The sequence below is a fragment of the Pseudalkalibacillus sp. JSM 102089 genome (assembly GCF_041366475.1).
GTDB classification, from domain to species: domain Bacteria; phylum Bacillota; class Bacilli; order Bacillales; family Guptibacillaceae; genus Guptibacillus; species Guptibacillus hwajinpoensis_B.
On the sequence record NZ_JBEWYW010000003.1, the window covers coordinates 338,960 to 355,116 of the forward strand.

Consider the following 16,157-nt stretch of genomic DNA (forward strand, 5'->3'; position numbering starts at 1 on the left):
ACAATATATCTCCATTTTGGCCAATAAACCACTCTCTCCCCCACGAAAACCAGCTATTGCGCCACACTTTCCAGCCCTAAACGACAGAAAAGAAGCTGCACAATGTGCAGCTTCATAGGTTAGTCAATAAACAAGCTCCCAGCCCAATCAAATAGGCTACTTCGCAGTACTTTTCTGTTCCTCTACGGCAGAAAGGTACCGATTATAGTAAGACGGTATGTTGTTTAGCAACAACAACTCGATATATATGTGACTTTTCATATTAAAATCATCAAAATCAATGTCGGTTAGATCCTGAATCTGCTTCATGCGATAGTTCAGCGTGTTTGGGTGGATAAACAGCTCAGCCGCGGTACTTTTCCCCTTACCGTTGTTCGATAAATACACTTCTAGCGTCTTTAACAGACTGGAATGACTAACTGAATCCTTTTCCATCAAGTTAAGCAAATTCTGATTAAAATAATGCTCTGTATTGTTTTTCTCATAAAGGGCAGCAAGATACCGGTAGACGCCAAGCTTTGAGAACTCACGTGGCATGACATCTGGCCTTGGACCAATGAAGTCAGCTGTCTCAATCACTTCTAATGCTTCCAAGAAGCTCTTCCTCATCTCAATGAGCTCCGTATATTCTTTCCCAATCCCAATCAAGAAGGAATAAAATTCTTCATGAGTTAACGCACTCTTTACATACTCTATAAGCTCTCGGCTATTTTCAATCGCTGAGACTTTTCTATTTTTATCACCTGAAATAACAGCAACGATTTGAAGCTCAGTTTTCAGAACTTGAATTTTATGCCTCTTAAAACGGGATAAAAGCTCAAGAACTTCATTTAACAAAGGCTCCTGAGTAGGCTCAGCAATGGACATGACAAGTACGGAAAAGCGCTCAGGTAATGGCAAGCTCGCCACCTGGGCTTTACGCCTCATTTGATTTTCACTTTCATATTCATGAAGGAGTACGTTCCAAAGCAATTTCTCCTGCTTCCCTTCATGTTCTTTCCCTTTTTGATAAGAATCATGAATAAGCTTTCCAATGTGAGGTGTGATTTCAGTAAGAAAAGCAACCTCTTCTTCCGTCAGAGGACTATTCGTTTCTTGCACCCAAAGATATCCCATTGTCCGCTCTTCATAAATGGCTTTCACAACAATACGTTGATAAAAACCAATTTCCTCAATTGGAGCAATCCGGATCGGAGCTTCGTTGTTCTCAAGCTGCTGAACGATCCCTTCTTTTTTCAAACGATCAATAATAAACACTGGACATTTCTTATAGAGAATCGTCTTTTGCTGCGTTTGATCAAAGCTCTCCGATGCCGTGCTATATGAAATGAGTTCAAAGTTTTTGTTTTCAATAATGACCGGCTTATTCGTTGCGACACTGATCATTTCAGTCGCTTTATGAATATCTGTCGCTTCAAGAATGCGCTCTTTTGCTTCTACCATTATTTAACCCTCCCCTGTACCGCCAATTACATTAAAACCAAAGGGTTTAGCAATACCAGAATTAGTAATTCTTCATCTCCTTCTATTATATCGGTTTCTTCCTAAAAGAAAAATGATTAGCGCAGATTCACAAAGAATAAAGAACGCACCAAATGGATGCGTTCTTCTTCCGTTTAAAGTGCTTTTACAAGTCCGCCGTCTACAACGAGCGATTGGCCTGTCATATACGTATTTGCTCCTGAAGCAAGAAAAACAACTGTTTTCGCAAATTCATCAGGCTCCCCATATCGTTTCATTGGGATTGATTGCTCCACCTGTCCTTTGAGATCAGTCACATCCATCCCTAACTGATCTGCCTTGATTTGATCCAACTGTTCAACTCGATCCGTCCCAATACGTCCAGGACCAACCGTATTCACAAGAATATTGTGCTCGGCATATTCTTGTGAAAGACTTTTTGCTAGCCCTACGATACCCGCACGAAATGTATTTGATAAGATCAAATTATCTAGCGATTGCTTTATAGAGGAAGAGGCAATATTAACGATCCGCCCCCAGCCCTGTTCTTCCATAAAAGGAATAGCGGCCCGTGACGTTCGAACGAAGCTTAATAAATTTAGTTCAAAAGCATTCTGCCAATCTTCATCGCTGAAGTCCTCAAACTTACCAGCTGGAGGCCCGCCTGCATTATTAATTAAGACATCTACACTACCGTATGTTTCAGCTGCAAACGTCATCAATCGATTGATCTCATCCGCTTTTGTAACATCACAAACTCGAAATGTGACCTGATCATTTCCCGTCTCTGCAATCATTTCTTCGCACGCTTTCTTAAGTTCTTCTTCACTTCGACTAGAAAGAATAACATTTGCGCCTTCTTTCACAAAAGCCAGTGCTGACGCTTTTCCTAGTCCTTTACTTGCCGCTGTTACAACTACTGTTTTTCCTTCTAGATTGAGATCCATCCCTAACTCACTCCATTTTGAAATGTCATTTTCTACTATTCTAACACTATGAAATCGATGAAGTTAGGCATACACCTTTTATGCCGGAAAATAAATCTCAACAAAAATGAACTTTATCATCCTAATAATTGTATAAATATGTGAAAATAAAGAAATGAGAGGTGTGGATAAACATGGCTATCGGTTGGGTAATGGGGTTAATCGCAGCTGGGGTACTTGGAACTCTGTTTGCCGTCTTAATTGCAACGCTTCAAAAACATGTTCACAAAACGAATGGGAGAATTGACTTTCAAAAAACAAATCTTTATTTCTACTGGTCACGCTGGGATTATGTCATGATTGCATCGTCCATTTACTCATTCCTATGCATTACTGGGCTATTTGTTTTTCTAATTAAAGGTGAGAATATCGAAAATCCATTTGTTCAGTTCTTTCTACATCAAACGTTTGTCTTTCCACTTATTACGTTTCTGTGGTTTATTTTTCGTCTGGCTTACACGTATAAAGGGATAAAAGAGCGCTGGCCGAATGAGTTTTAAGGAAAGTGGCGATTATTCCTTAGAAGCAACCGTATCTATGACATTTGAGACTATTTATCTTATATACAAAGACCCACTTTATCGATTTATCTATCGTTATACGCGGGATGAGCAGTTTAGTATCGACATTGTGCAGGATACATTCGTTAAATTCCATAAATACCAGGATCGCTTTGATGGTACAAGAGCATCGCTTAAAACGTATCTATTTAAAATCGGTTATCAGCTGATGATCAATAAAATTAAACGGAGAAAAAAGTGGCATTCACTCATTCCCTTTCTAGTCAAGGGAGAAGAAAGTTTCTCTAGTGATACTGTTGAGAAAATGACAATTCAGTGGGCTATTAAAGAACTTTCTGAAAAACATCGGTCGGTTATCCTTCTCATCTATTATCATGATATGACTCAAGAAGAAACCGCCAACGTTCTAGATATCCCCGTTGGAACCGTTAAATCAAGATTATCTAAAGCGATCAAACACTTAAGAGAATTATTGGAGGGGCAAAATGATGAAATCACACTATAAGCACGACCTACCTAAAGAACTCCGTGAACAGCTCGACCAGTACACTGTCGATGTTCCTCCTATCCCCTTTAAACAGAAGAAAAGCGATCGTCTAGCTGATTTTTTAGCTACGCCAGTACAAAACCCACTAGAAAATCACTCCATGACACCTGGTCTTTTACTAAAGATTCAATTAGCTCCTATCGTCGTAACCATTGCTTTATCGGCAGGTTTCTTAATCATTCTTTAGATATCAATTCGAAAGGGACCTTCTTTGAAGGTCCCTTTCCTTTACTTCAACAATTTCCGTCTTTTACTAATGAAGTGTTAGATATAACATTCATTCACTTTATCTCTCATTCATAAAAAAACTCATCAAATCAGCCGTTCTGGTACGAAATGATTCATAGTTATGCTCCCCATCCTTTATCAACTGAAATTGCACACATGAAGCTTTCTCCTCGAGCATTTGATATATTCGATCATTTGAATTCAGAAATGCTTTATCAATCCGCTCGTCTCCAGATTCCTTATCACCGCAATCCAAATAAATACAACTACGATCTGTTAGTTCAGACTCCAAGATAAATTTCTCCAACTCTTCTTGGTTTCGAAAAAAAGCGGAAGAGATGCCAGCTCCTTTACTGAAAACAGTAGGATAACGACAGAGGGCATATGTAGTAAGTAATCCCCCTAAAGAAATTCCCGCCATAAAATTTGTGTTTATAAGAGTTCGATATGTAGCGTCGATAGCTGGCTTTAAATCTTTTACGATATATTCGAGATACTCTCGACCCTTCGCTTCTACGATGTCACTTTTACCTGTTAGCTCTTCACTTAACTGGCCATGCTTCCATAAGCCATACTCTTCCATTCGTTTAGCTCCTGAATCAATAGCAACAACAATAAGCTGAAACTTTTTTTGCTCCAAATAGTTTAACAACCTCAGCGAACTTCCACCAACTGCATCCTGATCTTCAAATACGTTTTGTCCATCATGCATATAAAGAACCGGGTAGCTTCTATCTGTATGAGCGTACTCATGAGGCAAATAGACGCGAATGATCCTCTCTTCTTGAAACACCGGAATCCAATATTTACTTTTCACTAACATTTTTCATACACCCCCTCCGCTTCCTTTCCTTTTCTATCAAAATCTAACGGTTCCTCTATTAACACTAAAAAAGCTAGTCTCCTTTTCCAATTGGAAAAGGAGACTAGCTTTACCATGATGTTTAATTTGCTCAGGAAGGTACTCCTACTCTCGCTTCCTCACATGCATCTTCAAAATCCCAGTCGGCCCCTTTTGATTCAACTGAATCATTTGCTCAGCCATTTCTTCCGGTGTGTATGGCATCTCATTTTCTAGCCACCAGGAAATCATTCCTGTATACGCAGAAGCGATATAGCTTGCGATCACCTCACTTGGTAATGGCAAAGGTTCGAACCTCCCCTTTGCAATGCGGTTATCGTAGAAATCAAAAAAGAAGCTGCGCATATGATCCAGAAAATTTGGCATCCCTTTCTTGATTAACATCACGTGGAAAAACTTATCGTATTCGGCAATGCTCGAAAAGATGTGCTCTGCAATATATCGCTGCAATTCATCAATCGGCAAATTGCCAGGTGGAATGGTTAGTGCTTCACCAAACAGCTGACTCAGCATTTCATCAACCGTTTGCAACAGTAATTCTTCTTTATCCTGGTAATGCAAATAAAAGGTAGCTCGGTTAACCGTTGCTTCTGTTGTAATATCTGCAATAGTGATTTTCTCGTATTCTTTTACTGACATCAGGTGAATAAATGCATTCTGCAAAAGCTTTTTTGTTCGTGTTACCCGTGGATCCTCTTTCTCTCTCATGAAAAATCTCCTTCAAAATTAACTTTTTATCAACGTTTATATCACATGTGTTGTTTAGACTACATAACTCAATAACTTGATTATTGCTCATTTTCATCACTCTGTTACACTATTTTACGACACTTGTTGTATAAAGTGAAACTTCCATCAGAGGGGGTTTTTGCTTCTTCCCCTCTGATGGTTAGATGAACCAATCTGACCTTTAGGGGAAGTTGCCCCCCACCTTAAGGTGAGATAGATAACAACCGTTGTTCTTGTTATGAACGATTCGTAATAGGAGGTTAAGTTTAATGAATGAAAAGAAATTCACGAAAGCAAGATGGATAACGATCGCCGCCACCTTCCTTGCGTTTATGGGTATCGGGATTGTCGATCCGATTCTTCCAACGATCGCAGAGCAAATTGGAGCGAACCACTGGCAGGTTGAAATGCTGTTTACTGCTTACATTTTGACAATGGCGATTATGATGATTCCAGCCGGTATTTTTGCAAGTCGATTTGGTGATAAGCGCATGATGGTATTTGGTTTATTTATCGTTACGGTCTTTGCACTGCTTTGCGCTCTTTCAAATGGAATCGCTAGCCTATCTATTTTTAGAGCAGGTTGGGGATTTGGTAATTCTATGTTCTTCGCGACAGCTATGACGCTTTTAATCGCTTTATCTAAAGACCCGCAAAAAGCCGTTGGCTACTATGAGGCAGCTATTGGATTTGGAATGGCGGGCGGACCACTTGTAGGTGGTGTTCTTGGTGGTTATTCATGGAGATTCCCTTTCTTTGCAACGTCCATCTTAATTCTAGCTGCATTCTGCCTTGTTCTATTCTTTGTGTTTGAACCAAATGGCAAACAAAAACGCAAGCCTGTTGGAATGAGTGAGTTAAAAGGACTTTTCTCATACAAGCCATTCCTAACTTCCGCTCTTGCAGCAATGCTTTATTACTATGGATTTTTCGTAGTTCTGGCTTATACGCCACTAATTATCGGACTTAATGCGATTCAAATTGGATTTGTCTTCTTTGGCTGGGGATTAATGCTCGCTTATGGATCAGCCATATTAAGTCACCAGCTTGAGAAGAAGTTTCTACCTAAGAAGATTCTTCCGTATAGCTTATTGATTTTTGCTACCTTACTAGCCTTACTATTTGTTGTTCCATCAACACCTCTTCTGATTACTGTCGTGATCGTCTCAGGTCTTGCTTCCGGACTAAATAATGCGTTATTTACAAGCTACGTTATGGAGGTTTCTCCATATGAAAGAAGCATTACGTCAGGAGGATACAATTTCCTCCGCTGGCTCGGTGCGGCCATTGCTCCTGTTCTTTCCGGTTTGATTGGTCAAGGAGTATCAGCTCACGCACCGTTCCTCGTTGCAGCTGTCCTTAGTGCTGGAGGAATCGGATTAATGCTAATGAAGCCTAAGCCGGCTACGTTAGATACTGAAATGAGTGCATAAAAAAAGCGTAAAGCAGTGTCTGCTTTACGCTTTTTTTTGATTATTTTTCGATTTTATCTCCATCTTTTTCCCACGCAGCAAATCCACCGCTATAGTTTAAAATGTCCTTGAAACCGAGTGATTGTAGTAAGCTTGTTCCGATTGCTGAACGAGTACCAGACTGACAGTGAACGACGATTGTTTTATCTTCTGGAATGTCATTCGCCTGTTCTTCTAAATAGCCAAGCATGTGATGATTAGCTCCAGGAATATGGCCTGCGTTCCATTCATTTTCTTTTCGAATATCTACAACATAAACATCTTCTTTGTCATATACATCATTCAATTGTTCCGTTGAGATAAAGGAATATCCCTCTAGATCGTCCCACTGGGAAAGAAGTTCTGGACTTGCATAGCCACGTATATGGTCGATCCCAATCGAATGGAAGGCCTTCACAATCTCGCCTTTCTGCTCATCGTCTGCAATGAGGAGAAGATCGTGATCATAATCTAGAACCCAGCCTGACCAATTCGTAAAGGCTTTATTAAATGGAAGATTAATCGCTCCATCAATATGTCCTTCTGCAAAATCCTGTGCAGGACGTGTATCAACGATTGTTGTGTTGTCCTTCCGTGCAAGCGCACGGAACTCGTCAACATTCATAATCTTCTCGAGTTCTTCCCCTGATAACACGTTAGGTCCTTCTTTATTGACCTTTTTCATAACGGCAAAGTATGTTGGGGCTTCTGGCTGTTCATTTAATAGTTCTTTAACGAATTCCCCTTCGTTCTCTTCTTTCAAAGCCCAATTATTTCGGAGCTCATAGCCCACTGTTGATTGCGGCACAGCACCAAGAGATTTCCCACAAGCACTACCTGCACCGTGTCCTGGCCAAACCGTTAGATATTCTGGTAGCTCTTTAAATTTTTGAAGTGATTGGAACATCGCCTTCGCTCCAGTTTCCGCTGTGCCTACAGCACCTGCGGCTTTTTCAAGCAAATCCGGACGACCAATATCCCCAACAAAGACAAAGTCTCCTGTGAAAATGCCCATTGGTACTTCTGAGCCACCACCGCGATCAGTGAGTTCGAACGAAATACTTTCCGGGGTATGGCCTGGGGTATGCATCACGCGAAGTTCTACATTACCAACGCTAATAATTGAACCGTCCGTTACTAGTTCGACATTTAATCCTTCTAGATAACCGTATTTCCAGTCTTGATCTCCTTCATCTGATAAATATAATTTCACATCATGCTTTTCAGCTAATTGTCTCGCGCCTGATACAAAATCGGCGTGTATATGCGTTTCAGCTGCGGCCGCAAGATGAAACCCTTCTTTTTTCGCTGTTTCTAAATACGGTGTCACGTCACGCGCAGGGTCAATCACAAGCGCTTCACCAGTTCGTTGACAACCGATCATATAAGAATACTGTGCCAATTTCTCATCAAAGAAAGTACGTAAATACATGATTTAATCCTCCCGAAAACGTATTATTAATTACCCCACAGGGTATTTGATTTCATCATAAACTTTTTTAAACTTTTCATCAACCTTCTTGCTTTATACCCTGAATAACTAGTTCTCTAAAACATCATTTTCCCCTTCTAAAGAAAAAGAGAGTGCTCTTTATTATTTTCAATCTTGAACACAATAAATAGCTCTTAACAGAACGCCATTTTCTAGTGTTTACTTCAATTCACATGTTTATCGATCTTTAAATTGTTTAAATTATAGTAAAAATCCAAATAATAGCGCTTTTATTTAATCTACAAAGTTTTTCGATTCAGTACTATATAACTATTTTAATTGAATTATTTTCTACTAAATACAAATAATAACCAATAATACGCGAATAAAGTAGTGTGTATTTAGATTCTCATCCGTTATATTCCCAAAGTATTCCACATAGATTATTTCCCGCTTTTTTTATTACACAATTTGTTGTGATAGCATATTTAACGGTGCGCACCTAAGAAAAAACACAACTAAGACAAGGAAGTGACGTTTACGTAATGGAAATTACACACAATCCTAACCTTCTATGGTTTGTTATTGCTTATGGCATTCTCATGGTGGGACTTGGAATTTATTTCTCTAAAAAAGTGTCAAATAGTGAGGATTTTATTCTCGCTGGTAAAGGACTTGGTGCTCTAGTATTAACGGGTACACTGCTAGCAACTTGGACAGGTAGTGGAAGCATCTCAGGTGGCGAAACATCCATGGCCTACAGCTATGGCATTATTCCTGCGTTTCTTATGGCCATTCCAACGATAGTAGGTATCTTGATTCTTTATATCATTGCTCCAAGAATCCGAGCATTTGGGAAATATACAGTTTCTTCTATTCTTGAAGAAAAATACGGTTCATTCGCGAGGACGCTGGCAGGCATTATCATTATTCTTGCCTATGTAGGAATTGTTTCCTATCAAATGAAAGGGTTTGGTTTCATTCTGAATCTGACAACAGGTATTTCAGTTGAAACAGGTACTATTATCGGTGCCGCTCTTATCATCTTCCTAGCAACGATTGGTGGATTACGCTCGGTAGCTCCTACTGATGCTGTAAGTGCCATTTTGATGGTTGTAGGGCTAGGAATCACGTTACCAACCATATTTATTATTGCTGGTGGTTGGGACAGCATCCTGGCGAATGTACCAAAAGAACACTTAACATTTAGCGGTCAGTTATCGAACATTCAATTATTAGGTTATTTATTACCTTCTCTCTTTCTATTATTGGCTGACCAGAACATGTACCAACGGTTGGCTTCATCAAGTGGAGATCGTTCATCGAAAAAAGCTCAAATTGGTTGGCTTGTGGCGATGCTCCTGATTTCTCCAACAATTAGTTTAATCGCTTTTGCAGCACGTTCTATCTTCCCTGATATCGATCCAGGGATGGCACTGATGGCAACAACTGTCGTGATGCCAACGTTTGTCGGGGGAATTTTATTAACAGCAGCAACAGCATTTATCATCACTACAGGTAACTCTTACCTTCTTTCTGCCGCTACAAACGTCACGTATGATCTGTACGGAAAATATTTAAAAAAGGATGCGACTGATAAACAGTTGTTAGTCATGACCAAATGGTTCATCGTCATCCTCGGGGTTCTTGCTTATGTCATTATTAGCTTCTTCCCTACAGTATTATCTGTTCAAATGTATGCTTATACCGTTTACGGAGCTGGTATTACTCCTGCCGTATTAGCTGTCTTCTTCTGGAAACGAGTTAACCTTTATGGCGGTGTATCCTCTATGATCGCCGGTGTGGTGACAACGCTTGTTTGGGAAATCCCACTTGCAAAACCATTTGAACTAAATAGTGTTCTTTTCGCTGTTCCAGTAGCTGTTATCGTATTAATTGTCGTTACATTATTAACAACAAATAAAACAAAGTCTGTATAAATCAGTAGTCATATAAATTTTAAAGAACAGGTTGTGAGAAAAAATGAATCATCGTTTAGAGAACTTTTCGAATTGGCTAGAAGAAACTGGACAAACCTTTGCGTTTGTTCATTCTTCTTCCAATGTATTCTATCTTTCCAACTTTGAATGTGAACCACATGAACGACTATTAGGTTTATTTATTTTCCCGGATGCAGAGCCATTTCTAGTTTGTCCGGGAATGGAAGTATCTCAAGCAAGAGATGCAGGATGGAAACATGAGATTATCGGACATGGAGATGCCGATGATCCATGGGAATTTATCCATAATGCCTTGAAGAGTCGTGGTATTAAAGAAGCGAATCAGGTAGCTATAGAGAAAGAGACCCTCTCTTATGGACGCGCTGAACAAATTATGAAACGTTATCCATCTGTTTCATTTACAAGTGCTGAAGAGAAACTTCACGAACTACGTTTGATTAAAGATGAGCAAGAATTAGAGATCCTAAGAAGAGCTGCTGAACTAGCAGACTTCGGAGTTGAGACGGGAGTTAAAGCGCTCCAAGAAGGTTGTACTGAGATGGAAGTTCTTGCAACGATTGAGTACGAACTTAAGAAAAAAGGAATTCGTGAAATGTCCTTTTCAACAATGGTGCTTTTCGGTGAAAAAGCAGGACAGCCACACGGTAACCCTGGCGATCGTAAGCTAAAAAGAGGCGACCTTGTTTTATTCGACCTTGGTGTGGTGCTAGATGGTTATTGTTCAGACATTACGCGAACAGTTGCTTACAAAGAAGTGAATGAAAAGCAAAAAGAAATTTATGATGTCGTATTGAACGCGCAGCTTGAAACGCTCAATATCTCTCAACCTGGAACAAGACTTGGGGATCTTGATAAAACGGCGAGACGAATCATTGCAGACGCTGGATATGGAGACCAGTTCCCTCATCGCATCGGTCATGGAATTGGAATTGAAGTTCATGAATATCCATCTATGAGTGAAAACAACGACTCTCTTCTAGTTGAAGGAATGACATATACGATCGAACCAGGCATCTATGTACCTGAAGTAGGCGGAGTTCGAATTGAAGATGATGTTCTTGTTACGAAAACAGGGTATGAAACATTAACAAAGTATCCGAAAGAACTTCAAATTATTGAATAAGCTCCCAAGGAACGCCTTTCATAGGGCGTTCCTTTTTATATGATGAATTCCTTCTCGTACATATGATTGTTTTCTAACCTCCATCATTTACGTAAGCTAAACTTTTTGATAAATAGAACATCTTCTAATCGTGTTACAAACACATCAGATACGGGAACGCTCTTCTTACAGCACTTTATATTTGGTCATAACTCACCACAATACTACTTTGGAGGTTTTAAATGTTTACCTTAAGCGATATCCCAATGTTCTTCGTGAACTTTTTCATCATATTACCGATCATTACTCTACTACATGAAGCTGGTCACGTTCTTGTTGCAAGGATTTTCGGAGGAAAAATTAAATTCTGTATCGGCACTGGCAAGACCATTTTTAATATCGGACCTCTAGAAGTTAAAAAGAAGTACTTTATGGAAGGATGGTGTCAGTACGAGGACCTCACTTACAACAAGACATGGGCACACGTTGCCATCTATGCGGCAGGTAGTTTATTTAACATCATTGTCGTTCTTATTATGAACGCATTGATTTATGCGGAAGTCCTTCCAGTAGACCTATTCTTCTATCAATTCACTTACTTCTCCATCTACTTTATCTTCTTCTCTCTCATGCCTTATCGAAATGATTCTGGTAAACCAAGCGACGGCATGGCTATTATTGATGTACTTCGCTACGGAAAAGCAGAAGATCCAATCGATTGATCGATGACATAACTTTCATAGAAATAGCCACTTTTCGTCCGAAGAGTGGCTCTTTCTTTGACTTGAGAACCTTCCTTCTATGATGAGGGGCATTAAAGGAAAAATAATCCTCTTTAAATATCACATCATGATTTCAAAAGATTGTTTTTCCAATCATTTGCATATTCATGGGTTTTAAGACCCTTTAGTTAACAAGATCTTCAATCTTTTTAGGTCCTCTGCTTTATTGTTAAGCTTTTCCAATAGGTTTAAAATAGAAAGGGAATGAATGTTCATTCCGTATGTTGTGTAAGAAAGGGGGATGCTTGTGACGACCCAAAATAAACGGGAAAACATTATGACAAGCGCTCTTGCTTTATTTGCCGAGCGAGGTTTTGATGCGACTACCGTGCCAATGATTGCCACCTCAGCTAATGTGGGTGCTGGCACGATCTACCGTTATTTTGAGAATAAAGAGGTGCTCGTTAACACCCTTTTTCAAGATTATGTTCGAACATTTACAAAGACGATTGAGGATCAATTTCCTTATCATCAGTCCGTTCGTGATCAGTTTCATCATATATTTAAAGCCATGATTTTGTTTACAAATCAAAATGAACATGCGCTCTATTTTATTAAAAAGCATAGTGCCGCATACTTTCTAGACAGTCAAAGTCAGGAAGATTTCACACAGCTGCTTAATCTATTAAGAAGCTTCTTTGATATTGGTAAACAACAATCAGTAATTCGAAACCTGCCTTCTGAAGCCTTAATCGCCATCCTTTATGGAGCTTTTCTAGAACTTCAGAATCTTGTAAGAGCAGGTGAACTTCATCCCGACCCAGAGCTTCTTTCAGGTATTGAGAATAGCTTATGGGATTCCGTAAGATCACATTCGTGAAGAGCATTTGCTCTTCATAAAGCGAAATGAATGAACGTTCATTCCGCTAATTAACAGATGAGGTGATTTAAACATGACTACTAAGAAATCGTTCCCACACCCCCGAACATATGGACCTTTAGGAAGCATTCCTCTTATTGATAAAGAAAAACCTATTCAATCGTTTATGAGACTAGCAAAAGAATTTGGTCCAATCTACCAATTTCAATTTCCTGGCCGCACAAGTACATTCGTGTCCAGCGCAGATCTTGTCGCTGAAATTACCGATGAGAAGCGGTTTGACAAAAAAGTAGGACCCGCCCTCCAAAAAGTTCGTGCTTTCGGTGGAGATGGTCTATTTACAAGCGAAACGGAAGAACCAAATTGGAAAAAAGCCCATAATATTCTTCTACCAAGCTTTAGCCAACAGGCCATGAAAGGCTACCATAACAAAATGGTTGATATTGCTACACAGCTTATTCAAAAATGGGCACGATTAAATCCAGATGAAGAAGTCGATGTATCTGAAGACATGACTCGCTTAACGCTTGATACTATTGGTCTTTGTGGATTCGACTTTCGTTTTAATAGCTTCTACAGAGAGAATAATCATGAGTTTGTCGATGCTATGGTTCGTGCGCTAGATGAAGCAATGAATCAATCACAACGTCTCGGCGTTCAAGATAAGCTAATGGTAAGATCTAAAAAGCAATTTCGAGAAGACATTGACTATATGTTCAATCTTGTCGATGACTTAATCGCCGATCGTAAGAAAAACGGTGATCAGGGTGAAGATGATCTTCTATCTCATATGTTAAAAGGAAAAGACCCAGAGACAGGTGAACCTCTTGATGATAAAAACATTCGTTTCCAAATTATTACCTTTTTAATAGCTGGGCACGAAACTACCAGCGGTCTGCTTTCATTTACCCTTTACTATTTAATGAACAATCCTGACAAACTAGCCAAAGCACAGGAAGAAGTCGATCGCGTTGTTGGAGATGGCATTCCTGACTATAAGCAAGTGAAACAGCTTAAATATGTCCGAATGATTTTAAATGAAACGCTTCGGTTATGGCCAACGGCTCCCGCGTTTACTCTTTATGCGAAAGAAGACACCACGTTAAACGGTGAATATGATGTGAAAAAAGGGGATGATTTCACCCTTCTCCTACCAGAACTTCACCGTGATAAATCCATCTGGGGTGAAGATGTCGAATCATTTATTCCAGAGCGTTTTGAAGACCCATCTTCTATCCCGGCCCATGCTTTTAAACCATTTGGTAATGGACAGCGTGCTTGTATCGGACAACAGTTCTCTCTTCACGAATCTACGCTTTTGCTTGGTATGATCATCCAGAATTTCGAACTGATTGATCATGCAAATTATCAGCTAGATGTGAAAGAAACATTAACATTAAAACCTGACGGCATGAAAATGAAGGTGAAACCACGAAAAGAATCGATTTCTTTTGTAACTCAAGCTTCTGAGCCTGTTCAAAAAGATAAGAAAACTGCGCCAACACCCGTTGAAAATGCGCATGGCACTCCTCTTCTTGTCTTATATGGTTCAAACCTCGGATCAGCTGAAGGTATTGCACGTGACCTTGCTGAGACTGGTCGACAACAAGGCTTTAGCTCTCAAGTTGGACCACTGAACGATTATGTGAATGAACTTCCACAGGAAGGGGCTGTTCTGATTGTGTCTGCTTCCTATAACGGAAATCCTCCAGACAATGCGGATGAATTTGTACAGTGGCTCGATGAGATGGAAGATGGAGCAGTAAATGGTGTGCAATATGCTGTATTTGGTTGCGGTGACCGTAACTGGGCAAACACTTATCAACGTATCCCTTCTTTCATCGACGAGCAATTATCTCAAAAAGGTGCAAAGCGAATGGCTGAAACTGGATTTGGTGATGCAAGTGATGACTTTGAAGGCGATTATGAGAAATGGGAAGCAACGCTTTGGCCAAATCTCGCAGAAGCGATGAATATAGAATTAAATGAAAATAATGCAGAAAACAGCGCGATCTCTATGAGCTTCGTGAGTGGCGTAAGTGATACGCCTCTCGCTAGAACACATCATGCTTTCACTGCTATTATTAATCGAAATGTAGAATTACAGCATACAGAGAGCGGTAGAAGCACGCGTCACATTGAACTTATGCTTCCTGATGGCGCTTCATACCAGGAAGGTGATCATGTTGGTATACTTCCACAAAACAGTGATAACATGGTTAATCGCGTCCTCGAGCGCTTCTCTTTAAATGGTCATGATCACGTTCTACTGACTGGAGATTCTGGTAAAGCAGCGCATCTTCCTACTGACAAACCAGTGAAACTCCAGGAACTTCTTTCTTCTTATGTAGAGCTTCAAGAACCAGCAACCCGTTCTCAAATACGTGCGCTCGCTGCACATACAGTTTGCCCACCGCATGTTGTGGAGCTCGAGCAATTACTTGAAGATGACACATATAAAAAAGAAGTTCTTGAGAAACGCGTTACGATGCTTGAACTCGTTGAGGAGTACATGGCTTGTGAGATTCCATTTGAGCGATTCATTGCACTGCTTCCACCATTGAAAGCTCGCTACTACTCCATTTCTAGTTCTCCGCTTTACAAAGAGCGAGAAGCGAGCATGACTGTTAGTGTCGTTCGAGACACCGCATGGAATGGCAAAGGAGAGTACAAAGGTGTTGCCTCTAACTACCTGGCAACGCGTGAATTTGGTGACAAAGTGGCCTGCTTCATTAACACGCCACAGTCCAACTTCCAGCTTCCAGAAGATCCAGAAACGCCAATGGTCTTAATTGGACCTGGAACTGGCATTGCGCCATTTAGAGGGTTCATTCAAGCACGTCGCGAATTAAGCAAGCAGGGCGTCAAGCTTGGTGCTGCTCACCTCTACTTCGGCTGTCGTAATCCTGAACATGATTACTTATACCAGGAAGAGCTAGAGCAAGCTGAAAAAGATGGACTTGTTACCCTTCACACTGCTTTCTCTCGTTGCCCTGGAAAAGAAAAAACGTATGTTCAACACCTTGTATCCGATAACGCTACAGATGTTATCCCACTTCTAAAAGATGGTGGACGCTTGTACGTTTGCGGCGACGGTAGCCACATGGCTCCTGAAGTTGAACAAACGATGATCGCAAGCTATCAATCGATGTATGAAACAACTGAGCAAGAAGCAATTCAATGGCTAGAGGAACTTGAGCGAGACGGCCGATATGCGAAAGACGTATGGGCTGGCGCTTAAAATACAGAAAAACAGCGCATCCAGGCGGATGCGC

General features: G+C 40.3%; 14 protein-coding genes. 9 read left to right on the forward strand and 5 right to left on the reverse strand.

What is annotated here, in order from left to right:
• Positions 1-156: 156 nt before the first annotated feature.
• Positions 157-1,443, reverse strand: coding sequence for a PucR family transcriptional regulator (locus ABVF21_RS10040; RefSeq protein WP_371018147.1), 1,287 nt, complete (start codon positions 1,441-1,443; stop codon positions 157-159).
• 173 nt (positions 1,444-1,616) lie between these two features.
• Complete coding sequence (locus ABVF21_RS10045) at positions 1,617-2,408, reverse strand: SDR family oxidoreductase (protein ID WP_303530287.1); 792 nt, start codon at positions 2,406-2,408, stop codon at positions 1,617-1,619.
• A gap of 173 nt (positions 2,409-2,581) precedes the next feature.
• Between ABVF21_RS10045 and ABVF21_RS10050 the strand changes: the two genes are divergently transcribed.
• The 3 genes from ABVF21_RS10050 to ABVF21_RS10060 are packed head-to-tail and all read left to right on the forward strand — an operon-like array spanning position 2,582 to position 3,702.
• Positions 2,582-2,947, forward strand: coding sequence for a hypothetical protein (locus ABVF21_RS10050; protein ID WP_303530289.1), 366 nt, complete (start codon positions 2,582-2,584; stop codon positions 2,945-2,947).
• Positions 2,937-3,473 (forward strand): RNA polymerase sigma factor, encoded by a 537-nt coding sequence (locus tag ABVF21_RS10055; RefSeq protein ID WP_303530291.1) that lies wholly within the window; start codon positions 2,937-2,939, stop codon positions 3,471-3,473. The genes ABVF21_RS10050 and ABVF21_RS10055 overlap by 11 nt, the downstream gene beginning before the upstream one ends.
• Complete coding sequence (locus ABVF21_RS10060; RefSeq protein WP_371018148.1) at positions 3,457-3,702, forward strand: hypothetical protein; 246 nt, start codon at positions 3,457-3,459, stop codon at positions 3,700-3,702. Before ABVF21_RS10055 ends, ABVF21_RS10060 begins: the two co-directional genes overlap by 17 nt.
• Positions 3,703-3,801: 99 nt before the next feature.
• Here ABVF21_RS10060 and ABVF21_RS10065 read toward each other — a convergent pair whose 3' ends face one another.
• Positions 3,802-4,566, reverse strand: coding sequence for an alpha/beta hydrolase (locus ABVF21_RS10065; RefSeq protein WP_371018149.1), 765 nt, complete (start codon positions 4,564-4,566; stop codon positions 3,802-3,804).
• A gap of 144 nt (positions 4,567-4,710) precedes the next feature.
• The gene (locus ABVF21_RS10070) at positions 4,711-5,313 is read right to left on the reverse strand and encodes a TetR/AcrR family transcriptional regulator (protein WP_303530297.1); all 603 of its coding nucleotides are present in this window, start codon (positions 5,311-5,313) and stop codon (positions 4,711-4,713) included.
• 290 nt (positions 5,314-5,603) lie between these two features.
• On the opposite strand from ABVF21_RS10070, the gene ABVF21_RS10075 reads away from it, so the two are divergent.
• Positions 5,604-6,767 carry an MFS transporter gene (locus ABVF21_RS10075; RefSeq protein WP_371018150.1) on the forward strand — a complete coding sequence of 388 codons (1,164 nt, stop codon included), beginning with the start codon at positions 5,604-5,606 and terminating at the stop codon, positions 6,765-6,767.
• Between the two features lie 40 nt (positions 6,768-6,807).
• On the opposite strand, the gene ABVF21_RS10080 is transcribed toward ABVF21_RS10075, so the two are convergent.
• A complete protein-coding gene (locus tag ABVF21_RS10080; RefSeq protein WP_371018152.1) occupies positions 6,808-8,217 on the reverse strand; it encodes an MBL fold metallo-hydrolase in 1,410 nt (469 codons plus the stop codon).
• Between the two features lie 545 nt (positions 8,218-8,762).
• Here ABVF21_RS10080 and ABVF21_RS10085 point away from each other — a divergent pair.
• The 5 genes from ABVF21_RS10085 (at position 8,763) to ABVF21_RS10105 (ending at position 16,123) form a co-directional block, all read left to right on the forward strand.
• Entirely contained in the window at positions 8,763-10,157 is a 1,395-nt protein-coding gene (locus ABVF21_RS10085) for a sodium:solute symporter family protein (RefSeq protein WP_194220421.1), read from the forward strand.
• A 43-nt stretch (positions 10,158-10,200) separates the two neighbouring features.
• Positions 10,201-11,301, forward strand: coding sequence for a M24 family metallopeptidase (locus ABVF21_RS10090; protein ID WP_303530304.1), 1,101 nt, complete (start codon positions 10,201-10,203; stop codon positions 11,299-11,301).
• Positions 11,302-11,522: 221 nt separating this feature from the next.
• Positions 11,523-12,002: a site-2 protease family protein gene (locus tag ABVF21_RS10095; protein ID WP_303530305.1), complete on the forward strand. Its 480-nt coding sequence runs from the start codon at positions 11,523-11,525 to the stop codon at positions 12,000-12,002.
• A 307-nt stretch (positions 12,003-12,309) separates the two neighbouring features.
• The gene (locus ABVF21_RS10100) at positions 12,310-12,882 is read left to right on the forward strand and encodes a TetR/AcrR family transcriptional regulator (protein ID WP_371018153.1); all 573 of its coding nucleotides are present in this window, start codon (positions 12,310-12,312) and stop codon (positions 12,880-12,882) included.
• A gap of 73 nt (positions 12,883-12,955) precedes the next feature.
• The gene (locus tag ABVF21_RS10105) at positions 12,956-16,123 is read left to right on the forward strand and encodes a bifunctional cytochrome P450/NADPH--P450 reductase (protein WP_371018154.1); all 3,168 of its coding nucleotides are present in this window, start codon (positions 12,956-12,958) and stop codon (positions 16,121-16,123) included.
• The last annotated feature ends 34 nt before the right edge of the window (positions 16,124-16,157 follow it).

Bases quoted from the DNA above. Each gene is read 5' to 3' on its own strand.
- ABVF21_RS10080 (WP_371018152.1), bottom strand. From the start codon at position 8,217: ATGTATTTACGTACTTTCTTTGATGAGAAATTGGCACAGTATTCTTAT.
- ABVF21_RS10050 (WP_303530289.1), top strand. From the start codon at position 2,582: ATGGCTATCGGTTGGGTAATGGGGTTAATCGCAGCTGGGGTACTTGGA.
- ABVF21_RS10055 (WP_303530291.1), top strand. From the start codon at position 2,937: ATGAGTTTTAAGGAAAGTGGCGATTATTCCTTAGAAGCAACCGTATCT.
- ABVF21_RS10085 (WP_194220421.1), top strand. From the start codon at position 8,763: ATGGAAATTACACACAATCCTAACCTTCTATGGTTTGTTATTGCTTAT.
- ABVF21_RS10065 (WP_371018149.1), bottom strand. From the start codon at position 4,566: ATGTTAGTGAAAAGTAAATATTGGATTCCGGTGTTTCAAGAAGAGAGG.
- ABVF21_RS10070 (WP_303530297.1), bottom strand. From the start codon at position 5,313: ATGAGAGAGAAAGAGGATCCACGGGTAACACGAACAAAAAAGCTTTTG.
- ABVF21_RS10075 (WP_371018150.1), top strand. From the start codon at position 5,604: ATGAATGAAAAGAAATTCACGAAAGCAAGATGGATAACGATCGCCGCC.
- ABVF21_RS10040 (WP_371018147.1), bottom strand. From the start codon at position 1,443: ATGGTAGAAGCAAAAGAGCGCATTCTTGAAGCGACAGATATTCATAAA.
- ABVF21_RS10060 (WP_371018148.1), top strand. From the start codon at position 3,457: ATGAAATCACACTATAAGCACGACCTACCTAAAGAACTCCGTGAACAG.
- ABVF21_RS10105 (WP_371018154.1), top strand. From the start codon at position 12,956: ATGACTACTAAGAAATCGTTCCCACACCCCCGAACATATGGACCTTTA.
- ABVF21_RS10045 (WP_303530287.1), bottom strand. From the start codon at position 2,408: ATGGATCTCAATCTAGAAGGAAAAACAGTAGTTGTAACAGCGGCAAGT.
- ABVF21_RS10095 (WP_303530305.1), top strand. From the start codon at position 11,523: ATGTTTACCTTAAGCGATATCCCAATGTTCTTCGTGAACTTTTTCATC.
- ABVF21_RS10090 (WP_303530304.1), top strand. From the start codon at position 10,201: ATGAATCATCGTTTAGAGAACTTTTCGAATTGGCTAGAAGAAACTGGA.